The sequence below is a fragment of the Streptomyces sp. NPDC048514 genome (genome assembly GCF_043199955.1).
Classification (GTDB): Bacteria; Actinomycetota; Actinomycetes; order Streptomycetales; family Streptomycetaceae; genus Streptomyces.
The window spans coordinates 462715-484998 of record NZ_JBICWT010000003.1 but is presented as its reverse complement, the minus strand read 5'-3'; the positions used below and the strand labels follow the sequence as shown (position 1 = coordinate 484998).

Annotated in this window: 20 protein-coding genes; 11 read left to right on the top strand and 9 right to left on the bottom strand. The window is 72.5% G+C overall.

From position 1 onward, the window contains the following. Nucleotides 1–64: 64 nt before the first annotated feature. On the top strand, nt 65–1030 hold the full coding sequence (locus ACGFT2_RS08080) for a pyridoxal-phosphate dependent enzyme (RefSeq protein WP_393274682.1): 966 nt from the start codon (nt 65–67) through the stop codon (nt 1028–1030). A gap of 127 nt (nt 1031–1157) precedes the next feature. Continuing rightward, a complete protein-coding gene (locus ACGFT2_RS08075; RefSeq protein ID WP_393274681.1) occupies nt 1158–2612 on the top strand; it encodes a WGR domain-containing protein in 1455 nt (484 codons plus the stop codon). A gap of 31 nt (nt 2613–2643) precedes the next feature. On the opposite strand, the gene ACGFT2_RS08070 is transcribed toward ACGFT2_RS08075, so the two are convergent. Together ACGFT2_RS08070 and ACGFT2_RS08065 are read right to left on the bottom strand one after the other, a co-directional pair. Then, entirely contained in the window at nt 2644–4227 is a 1584-nt protein-coding gene (locus ACGFT2_RS08070) for a glycerol-3-phosphate dehydrogenase/oxidase (RefSeq protein WP_393274679.1), read from the bottom strand. Further along, entirely contained in the window at nt 4224–4823 is a 600-nt protein-coding gene (locus tag ACGFT2_RS08065) for a TetR/AcrR family transcriptional regulator (protein WP_393274677.1), read from the bottom strand. The genes ACGFT2_RS08070 and ACGFT2_RS08065 overlap by 4 nt, the downstream gene beginning before the upstream one ends. A gap of 119 nt (nt 4824–4942) precedes the next feature. Here ACGFT2_RS08065 and ACGFT2_RS08060 point away from each other — a divergent pair, with 119 nt between their 5' ends. The 5 genes from ACGFT2_RS08060 (at nt 4943) to ACGFT2_RS08040 (ending at nt 11735) form a co-directional block, all read left to right on the top strand. Continuing rightward, complete coding sequence (locus ACGFT2_RS08060; protein WP_393274676.1) at nt 4943–6535, top strand: FAD-binding oxidoreductase; 1593 nt, start codon at nt 4943–4945, stop codon at nt 6533–6535. A 33-nt stretch (nt 6536–6568) separates the two neighbouring features. Further along, nucleotides 6569–7450 carry a YegS/Rv2252/BmrU family lipid kinase gene (locus ACGFT2_RS08055; RefSeq protein WP_393274674.1) on the top strand — a complete coding sequence of 294 codons (882 nt, stop codon included), beginning with the start codon at nt 6569–6571 and terminating at the stop codon, nt 7448–7450. A 97-nt stretch (nt 7451–7547) separates the two neighbouring features. Further along, a complete protein-coding gene (locus tag ACGFT2_RS08050) occupies nt 7548–7925 on the top strand; it encodes an NUDIX hydrolase (protein ID WP_393274672.1) in 378 nt (125 codons plus the stop codon). A 224-nt stretch (nt 7926–8149) separates the two neighbouring features. Beyond that, nucleotides 8150–9085, top strand: coding sequence for a Dyp-type peroxidase (locus ACGFT2_RS08045; RefSeq protein ID WP_393274671.1), 936 nt, complete (start codon nt 8150–8152; stop codon nt 9083–9085). Nucleotides 9086–9191: 106 nt separating this feature from the next. Then, nucleotides 9192–11735: an ATP-dependent Clp protease ATP-binding subunit gene (locus ACGFT2_RS08040; protein WP_393274669.1), complete on the top strand. Its 2544-nt coding sequence runs from the start codon at nt 9192–9194 to the stop codon at nt 11733–11735. 51 nt (nt 11736–11786) lie between these two features. On the opposite strand, the gene ACGFT2_RS08035 is transcribed toward ACGFT2_RS08040, so the two are convergent. Further along, nucleotides 11787–12263 (bottom strand): GreA/GreB family elongation factor, encoded by a 477-nt coding sequence (locus tag ACGFT2_RS08035; RefSeq protein ID WP_393274668.1) that lies wholly within the window; start codon nt 12261–12263, stop codon nt 11787–11789. Nucleotides 12264–12698: 435 nt separating this feature from the next. Continuing rightward, nucleotides 12699–13289, bottom strand: a complete 591-nt coding sequence (locus ACGFT2_RS08030) for a YdeI family protein (protein WP_393274667.1) — start codon at nt 13287–13289, stop codon at nt 12699–12701. An 84-nt stretch (nt 13290–13373) separates the two neighbouring features. On the opposite strand from ACGFT2_RS08030, the gene ACGFT2_RS08025 reads away from it, so the two are divergent. Then, the gene (locus ACGFT2_RS08025; protein ID WP_393274665.1) at nt 13374–14438 is read left to right on the top strand and encodes a YihY/virulence factor BrkB family protein; all 1065 of its coding nucleotides are present in this window, start codon (nt 13374–13376) and stop codon (nt 14436–14438) included. A 235-nt stretch (nt 14439–14673) separates the two neighbouring features. On the opposite strand, the gene ACGFT2_RS08020 is transcribed toward ACGFT2_RS08025, so the two are convergent. After that, nucleotides 14674–15423: an SDR family oxidoreductase gene (locus ACGFT2_RS08020; RefSeq protein WP_393274663.1), complete on the bottom strand. Its 750-nt coding sequence runs from the start codon at nt 15421–15423 to the stop codon at nt 14674–14676. Nucleotides 15424–15635: 212 nt separating this feature from the next. Between ACGFT2_RS08020 and ACGFT2_RS08015 the strand changes: the two genes are divergently transcribed. Next, nucleotides 15636–16358 (top strand): FAD binding domain-containing protein, encoded by a 723-nt coding sequence (locus tag ACGFT2_RS08015; RefSeq protein ID WP_393274661.1) that lies wholly within the window; start codon nt 15636–15638, stop codon nt 16356–16358. A 294-nt stretch (nt 16359–16652) separates the two neighbouring features. Here the strand turns inward: ACGFT2_RS08015 and ACGFT2_RS08010 are convergent, their stop codons facing one another. After that, on the bottom strand, nt 16653–17219 hold the full coding sequence (locus tag ACGFT2_RS08010; protein WP_393274659.1) for a PaaI family thioesterase: 567 nt from the start codon (nt 17217–17219) through the stop codon (nt 16653–16655). A 100-nt stretch (nt 17220–17319) separates the two neighbouring features. Beyond that, complete coding sequence (locus ACGFT2_RS08005; protein WP_393274657.1) at nt 17320–17619, bottom strand: putative quinol monooxygenase; 300 nt, start codon at nt 17617–17619, stop codon at nt 17320–17322. A gap of 141 nt (nt 17620–17760) precedes the next feature. Here ACGFT2_RS08005 and ACGFT2_RS08000 point away from each other — a divergent pair, with 141 nt between their 5' ends. After that, on the top strand, nt 17761–18720 hold the full coding sequence (locus ACGFT2_RS08000; RefSeq protein WP_393274656.1) for a GlxA family transcriptional regulator: 960 nt from the start codon (nt 17761–17763) through the stop codon (nt 18718–18720). Nucleotides 18721–19045: 325 nt separating this feature from the next. Here the strand turns inward: ACGFT2_RS08000 and ACGFT2_RS07995 are convergent, their stop codons facing one another. After that, the gene (locus ACGFT2_RS07995; protein WP_393274654.1) at nt 19046–20029 is read right to left on the bottom strand and encodes a trypsin-like serine peptidase; all 984 of its coding nucleotides are present in this window, start codon (nt 20027–20029) and stop codon (nt 19046–19048) included. Between ACGFT2_RS07995 and ACGFT2_RS07990 the strand changes: the two genes are divergently transcribed. Further along, nucleotides 20001–20975, top strand: a complete 975-nt coding sequence (locus ACGFT2_RS07990) for a tyrosine-protein phosphatase (RefSeq protein WP_393274652.1) — start codon at nt 20001–20003, stop codon at nt 20973–20975. The genes ACGFT2_RS07995 and ACGFT2_RS07990 overlap by 29 nt on opposite strands. Nucleotides 20976–21265: 290 nt before the next feature. Here ACGFT2_RS07990 and ACGFT2_RS07985 read toward each other — a convergent pair whose 3' ends face one another. Continuing rightward, a complete protein-coding gene (locus ACGFT2_RS07985) occupies nt 21266–22003 on the bottom strand; it encodes a hypothetical protein (protein ID WP_393274650.1) in 738 nt (245 codons plus the stop codon). Between the last annotated feature and the right edge of the window lie 281 nt (nt 22004–22284).

The window sequence follows — 22284 nt, the reverse complement described above, 5'->3', positions numbered from 1 at the left end:
CGAGAGAAGGAGCCGGAGTGCCGGAGCCCGAGAGCCGGACCGGAGACCGAAAGAGGACAGCATCATGGCCGCCGCCCTGCCCGTAACGTTCGACGACGTCCGTGAGGCCGCCGCGCGCCTCGAAGGCGTCGCCCGTCGCACCCCGGTCCTCACCTCCCGCACCCTGAACGCCCGGGTCGGCGCGGAGGTGTTCGTCAAATGCGAGAACTTCCAGCGCGTCGGCGCCTTCAAGATTCGCGGCGCCTACAACGCGGCCGCCCGGCTCTCCCCGGAACGGCTCGCCAAGGGCATCGCCGCCTACTCGTCCGGCAACCACGCCCAGGCCACCGCGCTGGCCGCCCGCGAACTCGGCACCACCGCGGTCATCCTGATGCCCGAGGACGCCCCTCGTTCCAAGCGGGAGGCCACCGCCGGGTACGGGGCCGAGATCGTCACCTACGACCGATACACCCAGGACCGCACCGCGCTCGCCGAGGCGCTGGCGGAGGACCGCGGCCTGGCCCTCATCCCGCCCTACGACCATCCCCACGTCATCGCCGGCCAGGGCACCGCAGCGCTCGAACTCCTCGCGGAGGCAGGCACGCTGGACGCGCTCGTCGTACCCGTCGGCGGTGGCGGGCTCATCGCGGGCAGCGCCGTCGCGGCCAAGGCGCTGCGGCCCGGCATCCGGGTCATCGGCGTGGAGCCCGAAGCCGGTGACGACACCAAGCGCTCCCTGGAGAGCGGTGCGCGCGTCACCGTGCCGGTTCCGCGCACCATCGCCGACGGGCAGGCCCTGCCCACCCCCGGCGAGATCACCTTCGCCATCAACCAGCGCCTGGTGGACGCCGTCACCCTCGTCAGCGACGCGGAGATCATCGGTGCCATGCGCTTCGCCTTCGAGCGCCTGAAGATCGTCCTCGAGCCGAGCGGCGCCACGAGTCTCGCCGCGCTCCTGACCGGCCGCCTCGACCTGCCGGCCCGCATCGGCGTCATCGCCTCCGGCGGCAACATCGACAGCGAGCGGTTCGCCCGGCTCGTCGGCGGCTGACCGGCCGCCGGGAGCCCGGGCCGGGGCCGGCATTTCCGCAGGGGCCGTTGTCAGTGGCTCCCCCTACGGTTCGAGCAGTGAGGACCTGCGGGAACCGCCGTGGGTCCGTCCTGGGGAGGGGTCTGCCATGTCCACGGCGTCCGCGGTGTCGACGACGTATCTGGAGCTGTCGCAAGAGGGCGGGGGCGCCCACAAGTTCTACGAGATCACCGTCGACGGCCAGGTGGTGACGGTGCGGTACGGACGGATCGGCGCGACGGGGCAGACCCAGACGACGACGTTCCCGACCGTGGAGAAGGCGCGGGCCGCTGCGGCGAAGAAGGTGGCGGAGAAGGTGCGCAGAGGATACGCCCCGGCCGTCCGGGGACAGCGGGCCCCGCGCGCGGTGACCCGCCGTCAGGTCAGCTCCGCGCCGTCCACCGCGCGGGCCGTCGCACCGGTGCTGTGGCGGTTCCGCACCGGCTCCGCCGCGTTCGGCGTCCATGTCGACGACGAGCGCTGCTGGGTGGGGAACCAGGCGGGTGACGTCTACACCCTGGACCACGAGGGGGCCGTGCTGGCCCGGTTCAGCCTGCCGGACGGAGTGAAGTGCCTGGTCGCCGACGACTTCTGGATCTACGCCGGCTGTGACGACGGCAAGGTCTACGACCTCTCCTCCAAGCTGCCCTTCGCCGCGTACGACATAGCCGCCGACGTCGACATCTTCTGGCTCGACATCCACGAGGGCGTCCTGAACGTCTCGGACCGCGACGGCCGGCTCACCGTCATCGACCACGAGGACGAGTACCAGTGGGCCCGCCGCAGCCGGGGCGAGCACGCCTGGATGGTGCGCGCCGACGACCGGGCCGTCTACCACGGCCACCAGGCGGGCGTCACCGCCTACGCCCCGGACGGCGGGGGCGAGTTGTGGCACACGTCCACCCGTGGCGGTGTGCTCTTCGGCTGGCAGGAGGACACCGCGGTGTACGCGGGCACCGCGCGCCACACGGTGCAGCGGCTGTCGAAGGCGACCGGGGTGATCGAGGCGACGTATGCCTGCGACAGCGCGGTGTACTCGTGCGCCACGTCACCTGGTGGGCGGTTCGTCTTCGCGGGTGACGCGGCCTCGTCCGTCTACTGCTTCGACCGGGACGGCAGGCGCCTGTGGAAACTCGGCACGGGTGGGGGCTCGGCGCTCTCGATGCAGTACCGCGACGAGCGCCTGTACCTGGTGACCACGGACGGCTCACTGGTGTGCGTGGACGCGAGTGAGGCGGCCGTTTCGGCGGCCCAGCAGGGCACGGTGCCGGTCGTGCGGGACGTGAAGCTCGCCGCCGCCCTGCCGGCCTACGCGCCTGCCACGGCCGTCTCCGCGGTGGCCACCGTCGCCCGGCCTCCGGCCGGCGCGGTCGTGGTCGAGTGCGTCCGGGAGCCGGCCGGCCGCCTGCGGGTGCACGTGGTCTCCGACGGCTACGAGTCCTCCTGGAACGTCCAGTTCCCGCGCGCGATACGCGAGCCGGGCGCACGCTATGTCGTGGACGCCCTGCACCCGGCGGCAGGCGGCTTCTACCGCGTCCGCGGTGACATCCGCCGCCTGCTGTGACGCGCTCGGTGAGCCGGTGTCCGCCCCGGTCTCAGGGCTGTGCGGCCGTCGCCTGTGCCAGCACCTCCCGCGCCGTGGCGAGCACCTCGGTCCGGTCGTGCGGGACCAGGCCGATGCGGGTGCGCCGGTCCAGGAGGTCCGACTCGTCCAGGGCGCCCTCGTGCAGCACCGCCCACAACAGTTCGGCCCGGGTGACCGGATGGCCCGGCAGTACCGGCCGCGCCAGCCCGGGGTCCTGCGCGGCGAGCGCGTGGACCGCCGTGGCCTCGGTGCCGTAGCGGCGGATCAGCCGGTGCGGGGCGGGCAGCGTGCGCAGCCTCTCCGGTGCGGCGGCGCCGACCAGTGGCAGCGCGGCGGTGGGGGAGGGGGCGGCGCGCAGGCCCCGCCCCTCGGCCGCCGCGTCGACCGCGTCCTGTGCCATCCGCCGGTAGGTGGTGAGCTTGCCTCCGACGACCGTCGTGACACCGTCGGGCGAGGTGAGCACCGCGTGCCGGCGGGAGATGTCGGAGGTCCGGGGCCCCGTGCCCGAGGTGCCCTCGTGCGCGGACGTGTCCAGCAGCGGCCGCAGCCCGGCGAAGGCGCCGACCACCTCGTCCCGGGTCACCGGCACGTCGAGGACCGAGCCGAGCACGTCCAGCAGGAAACCGATGTCGGTCTCGGGAACCTCCGGCACGTCGGGTATCGCGCCCTCGACCGGTTCGTCGGTGAGGCCGACGTATACCCGCCCGTCGCCCTGCGGCAGCACCAGGACGAAGCGGTTGGTCTCCCCGGGGATCGGTATGTGCAGACCGGCGGGCAGGGCACCGAGCCGCTCCGAGCGCAGCACCAGATGGGTGCCGCGCGAGGGCCGGATCCGGATGTCGTCGACGAGGCCGCCCGCCCACACCCCCGCGGCGTTGATCACGGCCCGGGCCCTGATCTCGCCCTCCTCGCCGGTCACCTCGTCGCGGACACGGGCGCCGGTCCCGGTCAGCTCCAGCACCCGGACCCGGGTCAGCACCCGCGCGCCGTGCGCCGCGGCCGTCCGGGCGAGGGCGGTCACCAGACGGGCGTCGTCGGTCACCTTGCCGTCCCAGGACAGCAGCCCGCCGCGCAGTCCCGCCGCGCGCACCGCGGGCGCCAGGTGCCGCGCCTCCGTCGCCGACAGCCGGCGCGGCGCGGGCAGCACCTGGCGCGGGGTCCGGGCCGCCATCCGCAGCATGTCGCCGGCCCGGAACCCGGCCCACGCCAGCGAGGCCTGGGCCCTGGACACCAAGGGGGTCAGCGGCAGTACGAACGGCTGGGCGGTCACCAGGTGCGGTGCCGTACGCGTCATCAGCACCCCACGCTCGACCGCGCTCTCGTGCGCCACGTCGAACTGCGCCGACGCCAGGTAGCGCAGCCCGCCGTGGATGAGCTTCGAGCTCCAGCGGGAGGTGCCGAAGGCAAGGTCGTGGGCGTCCACGGCGACGACGTCCAGCCCGCGGGCCGCCGCGTCCAGGGCGGCTCCGGCCCCGGTGGCGCCCAGCCCGACGACCAGGACGTCGGCGACCCGGCCGTCGGCGGCCTCGGCCAGTTCCCGGGCACGCCTGGCCCCGTGGAGGGACGATCCGGGTGCGGCCTCGATGTGGCTCATGGCGTCAGGATCCTCTCCAGAAGGGTGCGCAACTCGCCGAGGAGAGCGGGGGAGTCCAGCTCCGGATCGTCCTCGTCGGTCATCGTGCGCAGGGACAGGGCGAAGGACTGCACGGTCAGCAGCAGGGCGCGGGCCTGCCGTTCGGTGTGGCCGGGGCGTACCGACCCGTCCGCGTGGCCCTCGCGCAGCGCATCGGCCAGCAGCGCCAGCAGCGCCTCCTGGCTCGCGCCGCGCCGGTCGAGGACGTAGGGGAGCAGCAGTTCCGGGTCGACGTCGACGATCTTGCGGAAGAGCGGGTGCGCGCGGAACGCCTCGACCCCCGCCGCGAGGCCGTCGACCATCCGGGTACGGGCGCTGGTGCCGGGTGCGGCCTCGGGGATCGCGCGGGAGGCCACGTCGATCCACTCGCGGGTCATCAGGTCACCGACCAGGGTCCGCAGGTCCGGCCAGCGCCGGTACAGCGTCATCCGGGAGACGCCGGCGCGGCGGGCCACGTCGGCGAGGGTGGTGCGGCGCACCCCGACGGCCATGACGCAGTCGCGTACCGCGTCGAGCACATGATCGCTGTCCGAACCGTTGTGACGAATAGGCGTCATGTGTCACAGTGTAACGCGCCGGGCGCCGGGCGGAAGCCGCGAACCGCATCCGACCCCGGGGCACGGCCGCGGAGCCGCCGCGCGAACCGACCACACCGACCTGTGAGGACGACCGTTCAATGGACATGCTGTGGAACGGCTGGGGCGACCCCGCCAAGGCGGCACCGCTGCCCGGCACGGTGGCGGAACTGCTGCGCGACCTGCTGGGCGTCAAGCCGCGCACCGGGACCCCGCTCGCCCTCGAGGACATCCGGCCGCCCGCCCCGACGGCCGACCCCGCCGCGCTCAAGGCGCTGGCCGAGGCCGTCGGCGGCGAGCAGCACATCCGCACGGACGGTGAGAGCCGCATCCGGCACACCCGCGGCAAGTCCACCCCGGACCTGCTGCGCCTGCGCGCCGGCGACGTCTCGGACGTGCCCCAGGCCGTCGTCCTGCCCGCCACCCACGACGAGGTCCTCGCCGTGCTGCGTGTGTGCGGCACACACGGCCTGGCCGTGGTCCCCTTCGGCGGCGGCACGTCGGTCGTGGGCGGACTCGCCCCCCAGCGCAGCTCCTTCGTCGCCCTCGACCTGCGCCGCATGAGCGGCCTGCTCGACCTGGACCCCGTCTCGCGCACCGCCGTGCTCCAGCCCGGCCTGCGCGCCCCCGAGGCCGAGTCCCTCCTCGCCGAACACGGCTTCACCCTCGGCCACTTCCCGCAGTCCTTCGAGTGGGCCACCATCGGGGGCTTCGCCGCCGCCCGTTCCAGCGGCCAGGCCTCGGCCGGATACGGCCGCTTCGACGAGATGGTGCTCGGCCTCACCCTCGCCACCCCCGAGGGCACCATCGAGACCGGCCGCGCCCCGCGCTCGGCCGCCGGACCCGACCTGCGCCAGCTCATCCTCGGCTCGGAGGGCGCCTTCGGCGTCATCACCTCCGTGACCGTGCGGATCCGCCCGGTGCCGCAGGTGCGGGTGTACGAAGGCTGGCGGTTCGGCTCGTTCGAGGAGGGCGCCGCCGCACTGCGCGCACTCGCCCAGGACGGGCCCCGGCCGACCGTCCTGCGCCTGTCCGACGAGACCGAGACGCTCATCGGCCTGGCTCAGCCCGAGTCGATCGGCGCCGAGTTGGCGCAGGGCGGCGCCGGCTGCCTGGCGATCGCCGGCTACGAGGGCACCGCCGAGGACACCGCACAGCGCCGCGAGCAGGCCGCGGCCGTCCTGTCCGCCCGCGGCGGCACCCTCGTCGGCACCGAACCGGGGGAACGCTGGGCCCACGGCCGCTACTCCGCGCCGTACCTGCGCGACGCCCTGCTCGACGTGGGCGCGTTCGCCGAAACCCTGGAGACCGCGGCCTTCTGGTCCCGCATCCCCGAGCTGTACACGGCCGTGCGCACCGCGCTCACCGACACCCTCACCGAGGCCGGCACCCCGCCGCTGGTGATGTGCCACATCTCCCACGTGTACGAGAACGGCGCCTCGCTGTACTTCACCGTCGTCAGCGCCCAGGGCGAGGACCCGGTGGCCCACTGGACGCCCGCCAAGCAGGCGGCCAACGAAGCCGTGCTCGCGGCCGGCGGTACCATCTCCCACCACCACGGGGTCGGCACCGACCACCGCGACTGGTACGTCCGCGAAGCCGGCCCGCTCGGCATCTCCGCGCTGCGCGCCGTCAAACGCCGCCTGGACCCGGACGGCCTGCTCAATCCCGGCGTCCTGCTGCCCACCGACTGACCCACCCGACCCGCCTGCCTCGGAGGCACACCGATGCGACAGTTCACCGCCGTCGTCAACCCCACCGCGGGCGGCTCCACCGGGGCGGCGACCCTGCTCCAGCTGGCCCGTCTGCTCCGCGAGGCCGGGGCCGAGCTGGAGACGGAGTACAGCCACAGCCTCACCCACGCCCAGGACATCGCGCTCGCGGCAGGTGAGCGGGGCCGGATCGTCCTGGCCGTCGGCGGCGACGGCATCGCCGGCGGTATCGGCGGCGCGCTCAGCGGCACCGGCACGGTCCTCGGCCTCGTACCCGCCGGCCGCGGCAACGACTTCGCCCGCGCCCTGGACCTGCCGTCCGACCCCGCCGCCCTCGCCCGCATCCTGCTGCACGCCGAGCCCAGGGCGGTCGACACCATCGAGGTGGAGTCGGCCGTCCACCGGCGCACCGTGGTCCTGGGCAGCGTCTACGCCGGGGTCGACGCGGAGGCCAACCGGCACGCCAACCAGGCCCGGTTGCTGCGCGGCGCCGCCTCCTACTACGCGGGCGGCCTGCGTGCCGTCACCGCCTGGCGGCCGGCCGACTACCGCGTGACCGTCGACGGCGAGGTGCACACCCACCGCGGCTACACCGTCGTCGCCGCCAACTCCCCCTACTACGGCTCCGGACGCCTGATCGCCCCCGGCGCACGGGTCGACGACGGGCTGCTCGACATCGTGATGATCCGCGAGGCACCACGCCGCCTGTTCTTCGCGCTCATGAACGAACTCAAGACGGGCGCCCACGTCCGGCGTCCCGAGGTGCGCGTCCTGCGCGGCAGGGAACTGCGCATCGAGGCCGACCGGCCCGTCCCCTACGGCGCCGACGGCGAGGTGGAGGCCACCTTGCCGGTCACACTGCGGGTACGGCCGGCCGACCTGCCCGTGCTGTACTGACCACCGCGGACCCCCGGCGCGTGCCGGAGGTGCGTCACCGCCCGCCCATGGGTAGGGGAAGAGAACCGGTCGGCCGATCAGGGAGGGACGGGCGGTCATGACGCTGGAGCACGCCGTGGGCGTGGTGCGGGCGGTCGTTCTGTACGACGGACGGCTGCTGCTGGTGCGGGGCGACGGCGGCTGGCAGCTTCCGTCGGGCGGACCGCAGCCGGCCGAGTCGGCGACGGCCACCGCCGCGCGCGTCGTCCACGAGCTCACCGGATACCTCGTCGACGGCACGCAGACGCTGGCACCGCAGAACGGCGAACAGCGCGGCGGAGCGGCCGCGGTGGTGTGCCAACTCCTCAGCGAGGCACCGTCGGACGGAGCACGCCTGGCCCCGGAGCAGTTGCACTGGGCGCCGATCGCGGAGACCGCCGACGCCGCGCTGCCGGCGGCCGTCCGCACATACCTACAAGGCCACACCCCGGTGTGAGAGCACCTGCCCCCTGCGCGACGGCCACCGGGCGGCTCTCCGCCGCCTCCGGCGGCGTGCCCGCCGGCTCCTCGAGCGCCTCGCGCCGGCCTCGGGCGCCCGACCTGCCGAGCCGGTCGCACGGGGCCATGCTGGTTCGGAAGGGACGGTCTCCGAGAGGTCCGCTCTCGGAGCCCCGCGCCCGCAATCCCGGTTCCGGGACCCCCATGAGGAGGCACACCCCCATGGCCGAGCCGCAGCCCGTCGTCGTCCCGCCGGCCAGAGCCGCACTGTTCCTCGTCGCCACCATCGCGGAGGGCGGAGAGGACACGGTCCGGGACCTGCTCGAAGACGTCTCGGGGCTGCGCCGCTCGGTCGCCTTCCGCGCCCCCGCCGAGGCGCTGAGCTGTGTCGTCGGCATCGGCTCCGCGGTGTGGGACCGGCTCTTCGGCGGGCCGCGCCCCCGGGACCTGCACCCCTTCGCGGACCTCGCCGGTCCGCGGCACCGAGCCCCGAGCACACCGGGCGACCTCCTGTTCCACGTCCGCTCCCACCGCATGGACCTCTGCTTCGAACTGGCCCGGCTGCTGGGCGAGCGACTCGACGGAGCGGCCACCGTGGTCGACGAGGTGCACGGCTTCAAGTTCTTCGACGAGCGTGACCTGCTCGGGTTCGTGGACGGCAGCGAGAACCCGGAGGGACGGCTCGCCGACGACGCGGTGTTCATCGGCGACGAGGACCCACGGTTCCGCGGGGGAAGCTATGTGATCGTCCAGAAGTACCTGCACGACATGGCGGCCTGGAACGCCTTGTCCTCCGACGCACAGGAGAAGGTCATCGGACGCACGAAGCAGGCCAACATCGAACTCCCCGACGAAGTGAAGCCCGGCGACTCGCACGTCGCGCTCAACACCATCACCGACGAGCACGGGAACGAACGCAAGATCGTGCGCGAGAACATGCCGTTCGGGAACATCGCGCACGGCGAGTTCGGCACCTACTTCATCGGTTACGCCCGCACCCCGGACGTCACGGAGGAGATGCTGCGGAACATGTTCCTCGGCCGGCGGCCCGCCCCGCACGACCGCATACTCGACTTCTCCGTCCCGGTCACGGGCTGTCTCTTCCACGTGCCCACCGTCACCTTCCTCGACGACCTTCCCGACGCGCCCCGGCCGTGAGCCGCGCGGCCCGGACAGGGCCCCCGGCCTCCGCTTGCGAGGCGCTGCGCACCAAGGTTCAGTGAGGAACGGACCCCCTCGCGGACCCCCTCGCACAGGAGCTGTCATGTCGATGTCGTTCGGTGCTCCGTACGGTTCCCAGGATCCGTTCAATGAGCTTTTCAATCGCTTCTTCGGCATGTCACCGGCATCCTCGCCACCCGCGGTGCAGCGTGTGCCCATCGGACGGCTGCTGACGGACTCCTCGCGGGAACTGCTCGATCTGGCCGCCCGGCGGGCCGTCGAGGACGGAACGACCGATCTCGACACCGAACACCTGCTCTGGGCCGCCACCCAGGTCGACCCCTCCCGCAGGCTGCTCACGCAGGTGGGCGTGAACCCCGACTCGCTCGCCTCCGAGATCGTCAAGGTCCTGCCGCGCGAGTCCGGCGAACCGTCCGCGCAGCCCGGCCTGACTCCGGCGGCCAAGCGCACCCTCGGTGCGGCCTTCGCGCAGTCCCAGGCGGCCGGTGTGTCCTACATCGGCCCCGAGCACATCCTGGGCGCGCTGCTGGGCGACAGCGACACGGGAGCCGTCCGGCTGCTGAAGGCCGAGGGAGTCGACACACAGCGCTTCGCCGGCCTGACCGAACAGACGGCCCGTGGCGACGCACCCGCGGCGGAGCGCAAGCCGCCGGCCACGACTCTGGACGAGTTCGGGCGGGATCTCACCGAGGAGGCGAAGGCGGGCAGACTCGACCCGGTGGTGGGGCGGTCCGAGGAGATCGAGCAGACCGTCGAGATCCTCTCCCGGCGCTCCAAGAACAACCCCGTGCTCATCGGCGAACCGGGCGTCGGGAAGACCGCCATCGTCGAGGGACTGGCCCAGCGCATCGTGGCGGGCGAGGTGCCCGAGAGCCTGAAGGACAAGCGGGTCGTCGTCCTCGACATGTCGGGCATGGTGGCGGGGGCGCAGTACCGCGGACAGTTCGAGGAGCGGCTGAAGAAGGTCATCGAGGACGTCCAGGCGGCCAGCGGCCAGATCATCCTGTTCATCGACGAACTGCACACCGTCGTCGGCGCCGGAGCGACGGGCGAGGGCGCCATGGACGCGGGCAACATGCTCAAGCCCGCACTCGCGCGCGGGGAACTCCATGTCGTGGGCGCCACGACCATCGACGAGTACCGCAAGTACGTCGAGAAGGACGCCGCCCTGGAGCGCCGGTTCCAGCCCGTGCTGGTCCCGGAGCCCACCGTCGAGGAGACGGTGCAGATCCTGGAGGGCCTGCGCGACGCCTACGAGGCACACCACCAGGTCCGCTTCGACGACGCCGCGCTGGCGGCCGCCGCCGAACTGTCCGACCGGTACATCACCGACCGGTTCCTGCCCGACAAGGCCATCGACGTGATGGACCAGGCGGGCGCCCGGGTGCGGCTGCGCAGCGCCGGCCGCTCCACCGAGATCGTCGGCCGCGAGGACCACATCGCCAAGCGCCGGCGGGAACTCGAACAGGCCGTGTCCGCCGAGGACTTCGAGAAGGCATCGGAACTGAAGCGGGAGATCGCCCAGTTGGAGGGCGAACTCGCCGGCATCGAGGAGCGCCGCGAGGGCGTCGTCTCCGTCACGGCCGCCGACATCGCGGACGTCGTCTCCCGCCGCACCGGCATCCCGGTCTCCCAACTCACGGCCAGCGAGAAGGAGAAGCTCCTCCGGCTCGAGGAGGACATGCACGCGAGGATCGTCGGCCAGGACGAGGCCGTCACCGCGGTCTCCCAGGCCGTACGCCGCAACCGGGCGGGGATGGGCGACCCGAACCGGCCTGTGGGATCCTTCCTCTTCCTCGGCCCGACGGGCGTCGGCAAGACCGAACTCGCCAAGACCCTCGCCGCCCTCCTCTTCGGCGAGGAGGACCGCATGATCCGCTTCGACATGAGCGAGTTCCAGGAGAAGCACACCGTCGCCCGGCTCGTCGGCGCCCCTCCCGGGTACGTCGGCTACGAGGAAGCGGGCCAGCTCACCGAGAAGGTGCGCCGCCAGCCCTACAGCGTGGTGCTGTTCGACGAGGTGGAGAAGGCCCACCCCGACATCTTCAACACACTGCTGCAGATCCTCGACGACGGCCGTCTGACCGACGCCCAGGGCCGCACGGTCGACTTCCGGCACTGCGTCGTCATCATGACGTCCAACATCGGCGCGCACCGCATCCTCGACCACAAGGGCGATGTGTCCGACCTCAAGGACGCGCTGATGCAGGAGCTGCGGTCCCGGTTCCTGCCGGAGTTCCTCAACCGCATCGACGACATCATCATCTTCCACGCCCTGACCGAGGACGACCTGGGCCGGATCGTCGACCACCTGCTGGACCGGAGCAAGCACAAGGTGCACGCCCAGGGAATGCACCTCGAGGTCACGGAGGCCGCCAAGAAGCTCCTCATCGCACACGGGCACCAGCCCGAGTTCGGTGCCCGGCCACTGCGCCGCACGATCCAGGCGGAACTCGACAACCGCATCGCCAGCCTGCTCCTCGGCGGCGAGGCGGACCCGGGGGACACGATCGTCGCCGACGTGGTGGGCGACTCGCTGCACTGCCTCGTACGCAAGGGCGGCCCCGGCGAACCGCCCGAGCCCGGCGACGCGTCCGGGGCCGCCCAGGCGCAGACGGAGAGGTGAGAGGGCGGACCTCGACCGGCCGCGGTCAACTGCGCTCCACCGCAGGGGCGTTCACCCGTCCTCGGTGGCGGCCCCGATCGACACCACGACCGCCGAGGCGTGTCCGTCCGGTGTGTCGTAGTGCACGGAGTCGCCCGGGCGGCGCCCGAGCAGGGCGTGGCCGAGCGGGCTGTCGGCGGTCACCAGCGTCTGGTCCAGCGCCTCGGCGGCCTCGCCGACCTGGAGCGTCTCCTGCGTGCCGTCGGGGAAGCGGACCCTGACCGTGCTGCCCACGCCGACCACGTCGGTGGCGACCGGTCCGGCGCGCTCCGCCTGCCGCAGCCGGTCGGTGATGTCCTGGATCCGGCGGTCCAGGCGAGCCAGCTGATCGGCACGCCGCAACTCGTCGGCCTGGTCCGCCTCGTCGCCCGCCTCGGTGGTGTCCTGCAGGGTTCCGGCGACCAGCCGGCGCTCGTCGCGCAGGTCGGCGAGCTCCTGTTCCAGCGCGCGACGCGCCTCGGCGCTGATCGGCTGGGGATCACCGGTCATGTCTGCTCCTCCGCAGGAGACGGGACGAACTCATGAGGATCAAATCCGGCATTCCGCATCATGTCAACAAGGTGGGGTCGTGCGAGCCGGACCGCGGGGCCACGCACACGCGCGTTCGTGTGAGCCGGACCGCGAGGCTGGGCACACGCGCGTTCGTGCGAGCCGGACCCCAGGGCTGGGCACACGCGCGTTCGGCCGTCTCCGGTAGAGGTGCCGAACGTCCGGGGATACGGTGTTCGTGCCGCAGTCTCCCGGACATCCGGACGAATCGCCGATCCGGATGTCCGTCTACCGATCCCGCGGGAGGTTCCCATGTCCTCGAAGCGACGTCGCAAGAAGAAGTCCCGCCGCAAGCACGCCGCGAATCACGGTCGCCGTCCCCAGTCCTGAGCGGCCGCCGGAGCCCTACCCGCGCCCCAGGGCGAGGGGAGGACCTCAGGGGTGGAGCTTCTTCCGCTCGGCGAGCATGGCCACGAACTTCTCGATGCGGGCCGCCCGGGTCTCCGGCTTCCCGGCGTCCTCGATCCGGTGGAGGACCGCATAGCGGTTGCGGCTGTCCAGGGTGTCGAAGAAGTCGCGGGCCTGCGGTGCCGCGTCCAGCGCGGCCCGCAGGTCGCCGGGTACCGTCGCCTCGCTCTGCGCCGTGTACGCGGCCTCCCACCGGCCGTCCGCCCTGGCCTGCTCCACCTCGCGCAGACCGGCGGGGCGCATCAGGCCCCGCCCGATCAGATCGGTGGCCTTCTCGCGGTTCACCTTCGACCACTTGCTGCCCGGACGTCGCGGGGTGAAGCGCTGCAGCCAGTACCGGTCGTCCAGCTTCTTCTTCCGGCCGTCGATCCAGCCGTAGCAGAGCGCCGACTCCAGCGCCTGCGCGTAGTCGACGCCGTCGAGTCCCGAGCCCTTCCGGGGGATCCGGAACCAGACCCCCGGCACGTCCGCGTGGTTCTCCTCGAGCCACTTCTCCCAGGCGTCCCGCGTGGTGCAGAAGATGACCGGGTCCGCCGCTTTCCGTGTGTCCTCCGACATGGCCCTCATGAAAACCCACCCCCCGGACCGGGTCAACCGCCGGACCGGGGCTTGAGGCGGCGCGGTCCGGATACTCGGGTCGGTATGGCGAAGCTGCATCTTCCAGGGCATCGAGAACACCGAGACGGCGACGCGGACCCGGCGGCACGCGTGCCGGCTCCGGAGGACGCCGGCCCCGACCGGCAGGTCGAGCGTGCGGCGCCGGACACCCCCGCGAAGCTGCCCGGGCGGGCGTGGGTAGCGGTGCTCAAGGGTTCGCTGCGCGAGTTCCAGGACGACGAGCTGACCGACCGGGCCGCGGCGCTCACCTACTACGGGGTGCTCGCCCTGTTCCCGGCACTGCTGGTGCTGGTCTCCATGCTGTCCATGGCCGGCAGGTCCACCACCGACAAGCTGCTCGACAACGTCCGGCAGCTGGCTCCGGGATCGGCGCGCGACATCATCACCCGCGCCGTGGAGCAGCTACAGAACAGCGCGGGCGTCGGCTCTCTCATGGCCCTGCTCGGCATCGTGCTGGCGGTGTGGTCGGCCTCCGGGTACGTGGCCGCCTTCATCCGTGCCGCCAACGCCGTCTACGACATGCCGGAGGGCCGCCCGATGTGGAAGATCCTCCCCGTGCGCCTCGGCGTCACGGTGGTGCTGATGGTGCTCGCCGTGGCCAGCGCGCTCATCGTGGTCTTCACCGGAGGTCTGGCCCGCCGCGCCGGCGAGGCCCTCGGGATCGGCGACTCGGCGCTGACCGTGTGGTCGATCGCGAAGTGGCCGGTCCTGGTCCTCCTCATCACCGTGATGATCGCGATCCTGTACTGGGCCACGCCGAACGCCAAGGTCAAGGGCTTCAAGTGGATCACCCCGGGCAGTGTCCTCGCCCTGCTGATCTGGATGATCGCCTCAGGGGGCTTCGCGTTCTACGTCGCCAACTTCGCCTCCTACAACAAGACCTACGGCACCATGGCCGGCGTCATCGTGTTCCTGGTCTGGCTGTGGATCACCAACCTGGCGATCCTGCTGGGCCTGGAGTTCGACGCGGAGACCATGCGCCAGCGGGCCATCGCCGGCGGGCATCCACCCGAGGCCGAGCCCTACACCCAGCCCCGCGACACCAGGACGTGGGACGAGGAGGACGTACGCCGGCTGGACGGGATGTGAATCCCCGCGCGCGCCCGGCCGGCGCGGCCACGGGCACCGGCCGGTCATGAGGTGCGGTGCGTGCCGAGCCGAGCGCAGGAGCCGGCACGCACCGTTCATGAGGTGCGGTGCGTGCCGAGCGCAGGAGCCGGCCAGCACCGTTCGTGAGGTGCGGTGCGTGCCGAGCGCAGGAGCCGGCCAGCACCGTTCGTGAGGTGCGGTGCGTGCCGGCCTGCGCCCCGCACGCACCGCGTTGTCATGCCGCGTACCCTCCGTCCACCGAGAACTCCGCGCCCGTCACATACCGCGCCTCCGGTCCCGCGAGGTAGGTCACCACGGATGCCACCTCCGCGGCCGTGCCGTAGCGCCCCAGAGCGGTCATGGCGGCCTGTTCCGCCGCGTGGGGGCCGTCCGCGGGGTTCATGTCCGTGTCGATCGGCCCGGGGTGCACGACGTTCGCCGTGATCCCACGCCCGCCCAGCTCCCGTGCCAGCGCCTTCGTCAGCCCGATCAAGGCCGACTTGCTCATCGCGTACAGGGCGGCACCGGGACCCGGTACCCGCTGGGTGACACAACTGCCGACGGTGACGATCCGGCCGCCGGGTCCCATGACCGCGGCGGCGGCCTGCGCGGCCAGGAACACCCCGCGGACGTTCACGGCGAGGAGACGGTCGACGTCGGCGAGGGAGACGCCGCCCAGCGGGCCCATCAGACCGGCGGCCGCGTTGTTCACCAGGATGTCCAGCGTGCCGAACTCCTGGGCCGCGCGGCCCACCGCGCCCGCCGCCTCCACGGCGTCCGCCGAGTCCGCGCGGACGGCCACGGCCCGCCGCCCCAGCGCCTCCACCGCCCGTACGACCTCCTCGGCCGCGTCCTTGCCTCGTACATAGGTCAGGGCCACGTCCGCACCCTCCCGCGCCAGGCGCAGGGCCGTCGCCGCGCCGATCCCACGGCTGCCGCCGGTCACCAGTGCCGTCTTCCCGTCAAGGGTTGCCTGTGCGTTCATGCACCTATTCCAGCGGGCGGCCACGTGCGACGCCGGCGGCGAACGGACGCCGACCTCGACCGTCGCGAGCACGCGGCCGGGGGCGCATGGCGCTTTCGTGTGAGCCCTGGACGCGCCCCCGTCTGTGCGAGAAGACTGCGTCTGTCGGCGAGACGGTGGCCGACGCGCCGTCCGCCCTTGGCCCAACTCCTCAGGAAGGCAGGTCCGGCGCTGTGCTTTTGCGTCTGCCCACGTCAGTGTCCGAAGCGCGGGAGTGTCTGACCGAGGGGGCCGTTCCGGTCGGCGGGGCGACCCTCGTGTGGGCCACCTGGCAACGCGACGGCTTCCCGGAACGGGCCGTCTCCTTCCGCGAGTTGCCGGAAGCCAACGTCATCGGGCGGCAGACCCTGGGGGCCGCCGTCGTACTGAGCCGGATCGACGACCGGGTACCCGACGTACTGCGCCTGGCGGCCGCCACGGTGGGCACCGGCGCCGTGCGGCGGACGGCGACGGTCGGTGGCAACCTCGTGGGCAGCACGCTGCGCTGTCTGCTGCCCGCGGCGCTGGTCCTGCACGCCCGGGCGACCGTGCTGGAGTCCGGCGGCGTCCACGAGACGGACCTGGCCGAGGTGGTGGCCAAGCGTCCCGTGCTGCTCAGTCTCCACTGGCGTACGCCGATCGCCTCCGCGTACCGCAAACTCCCGGCCGAGGCGGGCGGACCGCCGCCGCTCGTCGTCGCCTCGGCCCTGCACGCCGACGACGAGGCGGGCGAGCGTCTGCAGGTCGCCGTGCGGGACGGCTACGACGTGTTCTGCGGTGGCACCACCTGCGACACCGACGCCGAACAGTCCCTGCACGCGTTGCGCCACACGGCGCTCGGCGATCTGCCGGCCGCCGCATGGGAGACCGTCGGGCCGCAGGTCACCGCACTCGTCGAAGCGCGCGCCGGGCGTTGATCCGGCGGGGCGGCCGGCCGGCCCGAGTCGAGAGGCGGCCGGCCTGCTCGCCGGTGCGCCGCCCCGTAGCCCCCGCGGACATGACCGGGTCCGGGACTCGCGACCTTCAGGCAGTGCGCAGGCCATGGCTCACGCACCGGTCTGCCATGCGCGGGCCGTGGTTCACGCACCACTCGGCAGTGCGCAGGCCATGGCTCACGCACCGGTCTGCCCTGCGCGGGCCGTGGTTCACGCACCACTCGGCAGGGCGCGGGCCATGGCTCACGCACCGGTCTGCCACGTGCGGGCCGCAATTCACGCACCACTTGGCAGGGCGAAGACCGCGCAGGTCGTCGTCCCGTGCGCATACAGCCTGCCGTCGGCCGCCCCGACGATGCGGGCCTCCGCGGTGGCCGTCGACCGGCCGACGTGGACGGTCGTGCCCGCGCAGCGCAGCGTCGGCGTCGTCGCGAAGACCGGCCTGATCATGTTCACCGCGAGCTGGATGGTGGTGTACCCGCGGCCGGCCGGCAGCGCGGTCAGCACGGCCGTACCGAGGGCGGAGTCGAGCAGAGTGGCCATGAACCCCCCGTGGACCGTGCCCATCGGATTGAAGAGGTGCTCCCCGGGGTCGCCCTCGAACACGGCTCGTCCCTGCTCCACCTCCACCAGCCGGAAGCCGAGGGTGCCGCATATCGGGGCTTCCGGCAGGAGCCCGTCGAGGCTCATCCGGGCCAGTTCCAGACCCCTGTGCTCGCCGGCCGCCGCATAGGCCCGCGGGGGCTCCCAGACATGGGTACGCGAACGGGTCCCGGCAGGGTCGGTCGTCCTGGGTCCGGCGTCGCCGGTGGTGCTGCGGTTCCGTGTGGCGGACTGCGCCATGGTGCTCTCCGTTCTGCTGGAGATCGGTGTCGGTGTCGGTGTCGGTTCCGGGACACCGGGCGGCGAGCCGGTGGGCCCGCCGCCCGGCTGCCCTCCCGGGTCAGGGAAGCTTGACGGCCAGGACGTCGACGGGACGGATGTCCGGCGCCTCGCTGAGCATGGTGCCGGCGGCGTCCATGAGCGCGGCGGCGATCTTGCCCTGGAGGTGACCCTGGCGGCCCTGCTCGTCGTCGAAGGTGTCGAAGACGCCGAAGGTCGTGGGGCCCTGCCGGAACGCGAACCAGGTGACGGTGTGGTCCTCCTGCTGCGCGAGCTGCAACGCGTCACGCAGCAGTGCGTCCACCGCGTCGGCGTACTCGGGCTTGGCCTCGATGCGTGCCAGCAATCCGAGCTTGGTCATGGTGCACTCCTGTGATGTGTGAGTCGTGAAAGGTGCGGTGCCGGTGACCGGCACCGGATCTCGTCCGGACACCTGTGAATCTAGGCCGCCGGAGCCGGCCCACCCAGTGTCGGGAACGACGCGTTCGATATCGTTTCCGTCATGGACATAGCTGTGCTGGCCTACGACGGCGTCTTCGACTCCGGGCTTGCCGCCCTCCTCGACGTGCTGGACGGTGCGAACGCCCTGCGGGAGGAACTGCCCGAGCCGCCACCGGCTCTGCGGGTCACCACGATCGGTTTCCGCAGGCGGATCCGTACGGGTGCCGGCCACGTGGTCGAGACCGTCCCGGTCGGCACGGCGCACGACGCGGACCTGCTGCTGGTGCCCGCTCTGGCCGAGCGGCGGCCCGACGCCCTGCTCGCCCATGCGTCGGGCCCGGCCGCCGCGCCCGTGCGGCGTCTCGTCGCCGCGACGCGCGAACGCCGTACGCCCGTGGCCTCCGCCTGCACCGGCACCTTCCTGCTGGCCGAGTCCGGAATCCTCGACGGCCTGCACGCCACGACGAGCTGGTGGCTGGCGCCGTACTTCCGCAAGCGCTACCCGGCGGTGTCGCTGGACGAGACGCGCATGGTCACCAGCTCCGACGGTGTGACCACCGCCGGCGCCGCCTTCGGTCACGTGGACCTGGCCCTCGCGATCGTGCGGATGACCAGCCCTGTCCTGGCCGAGCTGGTCGCCCGCTATCTCGTCGTCGACGAGCGGCCGTCCCAGGCGGCGTACACCATCTCGGCGGCACTCGCACAGAGCGACCCGGTGCTGGCGGCATTCGAGCGGTGGGCCCGGTTGCACCTGGACCAGCCGATCTCCATCGCCGAGGGGGCGCGGGCCATCGGGATCAGCGAGCGCACCCTGCAGCGGGCCGTCCGCCGCACGCTGGGCACGTCGCCCGTCGGCTTCGTGCGGGACCTGCGCGTGGAGCGTGCCTCGCATCTGCTGCGGACGACCGATCTCCCGCTGGAGGTCATCGCACGCAAGGTCGGCTACGAGCACGCGAACACGCTGCGGATCCTGCTGCGCGAGCGCACGGGAGAGACGGCGAGGGTCCTGCGCGGGCGATGACGCGCGCGTTGACGTGGGCGTTGACGTGGGCGGTGGTGTGGGTCGGCGCATGCCGTCCCGAAGGCACCGTGGGTCCCCGCGCGGGTGGTGACGGCCGTGGGGGAGGCGCCGAAGCGGCTGACGGTACGGTCGGGCCTCCCACCGCCGGGCCTGCCTGACTCGAACCGCGGGCCTGCCTGACCCGAACCGCGGGCCCGCTTGACGCGAACCGCGGGCCTGCCTGACTCGAACCGCGGGCCTGCCTGACCCGAACCGCGGGCCTGCCTGACCCGAACCGTCCGAAGGGAGGCCGCCCCAACACGTGGGACGGCCCCCGGGTGCTCGGCTAGGAAGCCTGGGCCTTGTCGTACAGGGCCTTGACGACGTCACCGAAGTACGGGCCGAACATCCGGTTCGGCAGGAACACGTAGCCGAAGCTGTTCACGGAGGCCTGCAGACCGCTGCCGGTGGCCTCGCTGAATCCGGTGAGCCACGGGCCACCGCTGGAGCCGCCCGTCATGTTGCAGCCGAGACCGTGGTCCTGGGTGAAGAGGAAGTCCTTCGAGCTGTCGCCGCTGCAGTAGATCAGCTTCGTGCCGTCGTACGGCGACGCGGCGGGGAAGCCGAAGGAGTACATCTGCTTGTTGTAGCCGCCGTTGAACTGCAGGCCCTGCGCGCCGACGACCGAGGTGAGCGTCCGGCCGCCCAGGGGGGCGACCACAGCGGCACCGACGTCGTAGTTCATGTCCTCGCTCGCCTCCCATTGCGGGGTCGTGAGCGTCTTGGCCGCGCTCCACTGGCCGTACGGGGCGTTGCCGTTGTCGTAGCCGGGGACGAAGACCCAGTTGGTGTGCCAGCTGCCCTGGTATTTCACGCAGTGACCCGCGGTGATGACGGTGCTCGCGTTCTGGCTGGTCACCGCGTTCCCGGTACAGGAGGCGGTCCGCCCCTGGAAGGTGAAGAACACCCGTCCCGAGGTCGTGACGACGCTGCCGCCCCCGGTCCACGGGCCGCCGGCCTGCGGGAAGGAGGCGACGGCCGCGGTGGGCGCGACGGCCGACGCCCGTCCCGTGGTCGCGGGGGTCTTCAGGGTTTTGGCGGCCCGCGGGGTCAACCGCAGATCGAGGGGGGTGGCGCTGCGCATGCGCTCGGGGGTCCAGAAGGTGCGGGCCCTGTGCTGTTCTGCGGCCGGGGCGGTCCGGACAGCCGCCGACGGACCGGAACCGGCCTCGGCGGGCCCCGCGGTGGCGGTGCCGGCACCGGCAAGACTGCCCGTGAACAGGGCTCCTACGGCCAAGAGAATGCCCGCGGCAGTGCGATGGCGTCTCACGCAGGTCTCCTTCTGCCGTGCCCGGACCGGTCGGATCCGGGCAGGGTCGGGGAATGAAGAGCGGTGCGGACGGACGACGTGCGTCAGGCAGCGTGCCACGGCGAGCGCGGTATTGTCAGGGGCTCGTCAAGTCATTCCGTGTTCGGCCGGGAACGGGCGGGCCGATGCCGGGGGCGGAGTGATGCGCCGGCGCCTCGGCCTCAGCCGACGCGGGTCAATTGGTCACCGGCTCCGGCCGACAGCGGTGGTCACCGGATCCGGCCCACGCCGGGGTCACCGGATCCGGCCCACGTCGGGGTCACCGGATCCGGCCCACGTCGGGGTCAGCCGACTCCGGCCCACGTCGGTGTTCGCCGACTCCGGCCCGCCCACCCGGTTGTCAACTGCCGCCGGGGAGAGAGCTCTTGTGTTCACCACGCGCCCACCGGCAGCCGCGCCGGCGCTTCCGTGCGGCTGCCGCGTATCCGTCTTCCGCTCTCAAGATCCACGCGCTAGCTTCCCGCCCTGCTTCCAGGAAGCCCTCTACCGGGGGTTCGTCACCGACCCCGGCAACCGGGCCGCACTCGGCGCCGCGATCCACGCCGTGGCGAACGCCACGAAGGCGGTGCTGTTCCACTGCTCGGCGGGCAAGGACCGCACCGGCGTCCTCGCCGACACCATCCTGCGTGCCGTCGGTGTTCCCGCGTCGACGTCCGAGAACGACTATCTGCTCTCCGCCGGACTGCGGGCCCCGTCGGACAAGGCGCTGCGCGATCAGCTCGAGACGGCCGGCTACATGCAGGACCCGGATCTGCTGATCCCCCTTCAGGAGGTGCGCGGCGACTACCTCGCGGCCTTCCGGGACCAGGCCGTACGGGACTACGGAAGCTTCGGGCGCTTCCTGACCGACGGACTCGGTCTCGACGTCCTCACCCTGGCCAGACTGCGAGCCCGCCTCGTGGGCTGACCTCGCGGGCGCCCCGCCACCCTCGCCGGCGCCGTCACCCTCTCCGGTGCCCCGCCACCCTCCGGTGCCCGGCAAGAGCGAACCTACGGCCACTCACCGCGTGAACGGCGCAGGTTGCGCACGGCGGCGGTGCCGGCCGACGCCGGACTCGACGGCGGCACCGCACCGGCCGTGGGCCGCGCACCGCACGACACCGACGGGGACCACTCCCGCGCGGCCTGACCCGCCCGGACCGTCGGCGGCTGCGTCCCGCCCGCCGGTGTCCGCGGGCTGGGGACGGGAGTCCGCCCCTAACCGGCGGCCGCGGGCTCTGCCTGGTCCGCGCCGGCAGTCGTCGATTCCTTGGAGGTGGGGACCGTGTAGAAGACGGAGGTTCCCTGCTTGGAGCGCTGCGCGGCGTTCCTGGCGACCAGGTTCTCCAAGGTGGTGCGTACGACCTTGGTCTGGATCTCCCGGTCGGGATGGGCCTGGATCAGCGCCTCCGCGACCTCCGCCGCCGAGCGGGGCTCGCTCTGTTCCCCGAGGTGACCGCGGACGAGTTCGACGAGCGTGGGCTGAGCCGCCCTGGGAGCCGCCTTCTTGGCCGCGGGCTTGGCCACCGCCTTCTTCGCCGGCCCCTTCTTGGCCTCGGCCTTCGCAGGCTCGGCCTTCTTGACCTCCGCCTTCACGGTCTCCGCCTTCACGGTCTCCGCCTTCGAGGGCCCGGACTTCCTGGCCCCGGGCTTCTCGGCCGTCGCCGCCCGGCCCGCTCGGCGCTTGCCGGGTTCAGGTGCGGACTTCTTCCGCGGCGAGGGCACGACCGGGCTCTCGGGCTCGGCGACGGTGCCGACCGTGGCAGCGACGCCGAGTGCCTGCCGCATGCTCACCAGGATGGCGTGGTCGCGCTGCAGGGTGGCCAACTGTTCCTGCAGACCCGCGATCTCCGCCGTGACGCGTTCCTGTTCCTTGACGTTCTGCTCGAGGTCGCCGGTCACTTGGTTGACGTACTGCGAGGTCAACTCGGTGGCGGGGACGGTGCTTTCAGGCATGTGTCCTCCATTCGTAACCATGGTGCGCTTCCATCGGCCCATTGCGGCACACGGGGAGCGGGAGTGAGGTACTGCGGGATGTCCGGTACCCGGATCATACGGGCCGGTGGGCCTGTTTCCTCATGGTTCACCCCACAGAACCCTCGTCCTGGTTCAGTTCACCGGACTTTCACCCCGGTCCTGCTGGGAACATGCCTCGAACAGTGACTTGTATGTGTGTCCCGGCGCAGCGGTCGGAGTGAACGCCGGACACCCGCGCCGAACACATGTGGCATACCCGG

Excerpts from the sequence above, each read along its gene's own strand:
- ACGFT2_RS08080 (WP_393274682.1), top strand. The coding sequence starts at position 65 with ATGGCCGCCGCCCTGCCCGTAACGTTCGACGACGTCCGTGAGGCCGCC.
- ACGFT2_RS08075 (WP_393274681.1), top strand. The coding sequence starts at position 1,158 with ATGTCCACGGCGTCCGCGGTGTCGACGACGTATCTGGAGCTGTCGCAA.
- ACGFT2_RS08070 (WP_393274679.1), bottom strand. The coding sequence starts at position 4,227 with ATGAGCCACATCGAGGCCGCACCCGGATCGTCCCTCCACGGGGCCAGG.
- ACGFT2_RS08065 (WP_393274677.1), bottom strand. The coding sequence starts at position 4,823 with ATGACGCCTATTCGTCACAACGGTTCGGACAGCGATCATGTGCTCGAC.
- ACGFT2_RS08060 (WP_393274676.1), top strand. The coding sequence starts at position 4,943 with ATGGACATGCTGTGGAACGGCTGGGGCGACCCCGCCAAGGCGGCACCG.
- ACGFT2_RS08055 (WP_393274674.1), top strand. The coding sequence starts at position 6,569 with ATGCGACAGTTCACCGCCGTCGTCAACCCCACCGCGGGCGGCTCCACC.
- ACGFT2_RS08050 (WP_393274672.1), top strand. The coding sequence starts at position 7,548 with ATGACGCTGGAGCACGCCGTGGGCGTGGTGCGGGCGGTCGTTCTGTAC.
- ACGFT2_RS08045 (WP_393274671.1), top strand. The coding sequence starts at position 8,150 with ATGGCCGAGCCGCAGCCCGTCGTCGTCCCGCCGGCCAGAGCCGCACTG.
- ACGFT2_RS08040 (WP_393274669.1), top strand. The coding sequence starts at position 9,192 with ATGTCGATGTCGTTCGGTGCTCCGTACGGTTCCCAGGATCCGTTCAAT.
- ACGFT2_RS08035 (WP_393274668.1), bottom strand. The coding sequence starts at position 12,263 with ATGACCGGTGATCCCCAGCCGATCAGCGCCGAGGCGCGTCGCGCGCTG.
- ACGFT2_RS08030 (WP_393274667.1), bottom strand. The coding sequence starts at position 13,289 with ATGTCGGAGGACACACGGAAAGCGGCGGACCCGGTCATCTTCTGCACC.
- ACGFT2_RS08025 (WP_393274665.1), top strand. The coding sequence starts at position 13,374 with ATGGCGAAGCTGCATCTTCCAGGGCATCGAGAACACCGAGACGGCGAC.
- ACGFT2_RS08020 (WP_393274663.1), bottom strand. The coding sequence starts at position 15,423 with ATGAACGCACAGGCAACCCTTGACGGGAAGACGGCACTGGTGACCGGC.
- ACGFT2_RS08010 (WP_393274659.1), bottom strand. The coding sequence starts at position 17,219 with ATGGCGCAGTCCGCCACACGGAACCGCAGCACCACCGGCGACGCCGGA.
- ACGFT2_RS08005 (WP_393274657.1), bottom strand. The coding sequence starts at position 17,619 with ATGACCAAGCTCGGATTGCTGGCACGCATCGAGGCCAAGCCCGAGTAC.
- ACGFT2_RS08000 (WP_393274656.1), top strand. The coding sequence starts at position 17,761 with ATGGACATAGCTGTGCTGGCCTACGACGGCGTCTTCGACTCCGGGCTT.
- ACGFT2_RS07990 (WP_393274652.1), top strand. The coding sequence starts at position 20,001 with ATGCCCGCGGCAGTGCGATGGCGTCTCACGCAGGTCTCCTTCTGCCGT.
- ACGFT2_RS07985 (WP_393274650.1), bottom strand. The coding sequence starts at position 22,003 with ATGCCTGAAAGCACCGTCCCCGCCACCGAGTTGACCTCGCAGTACGTC.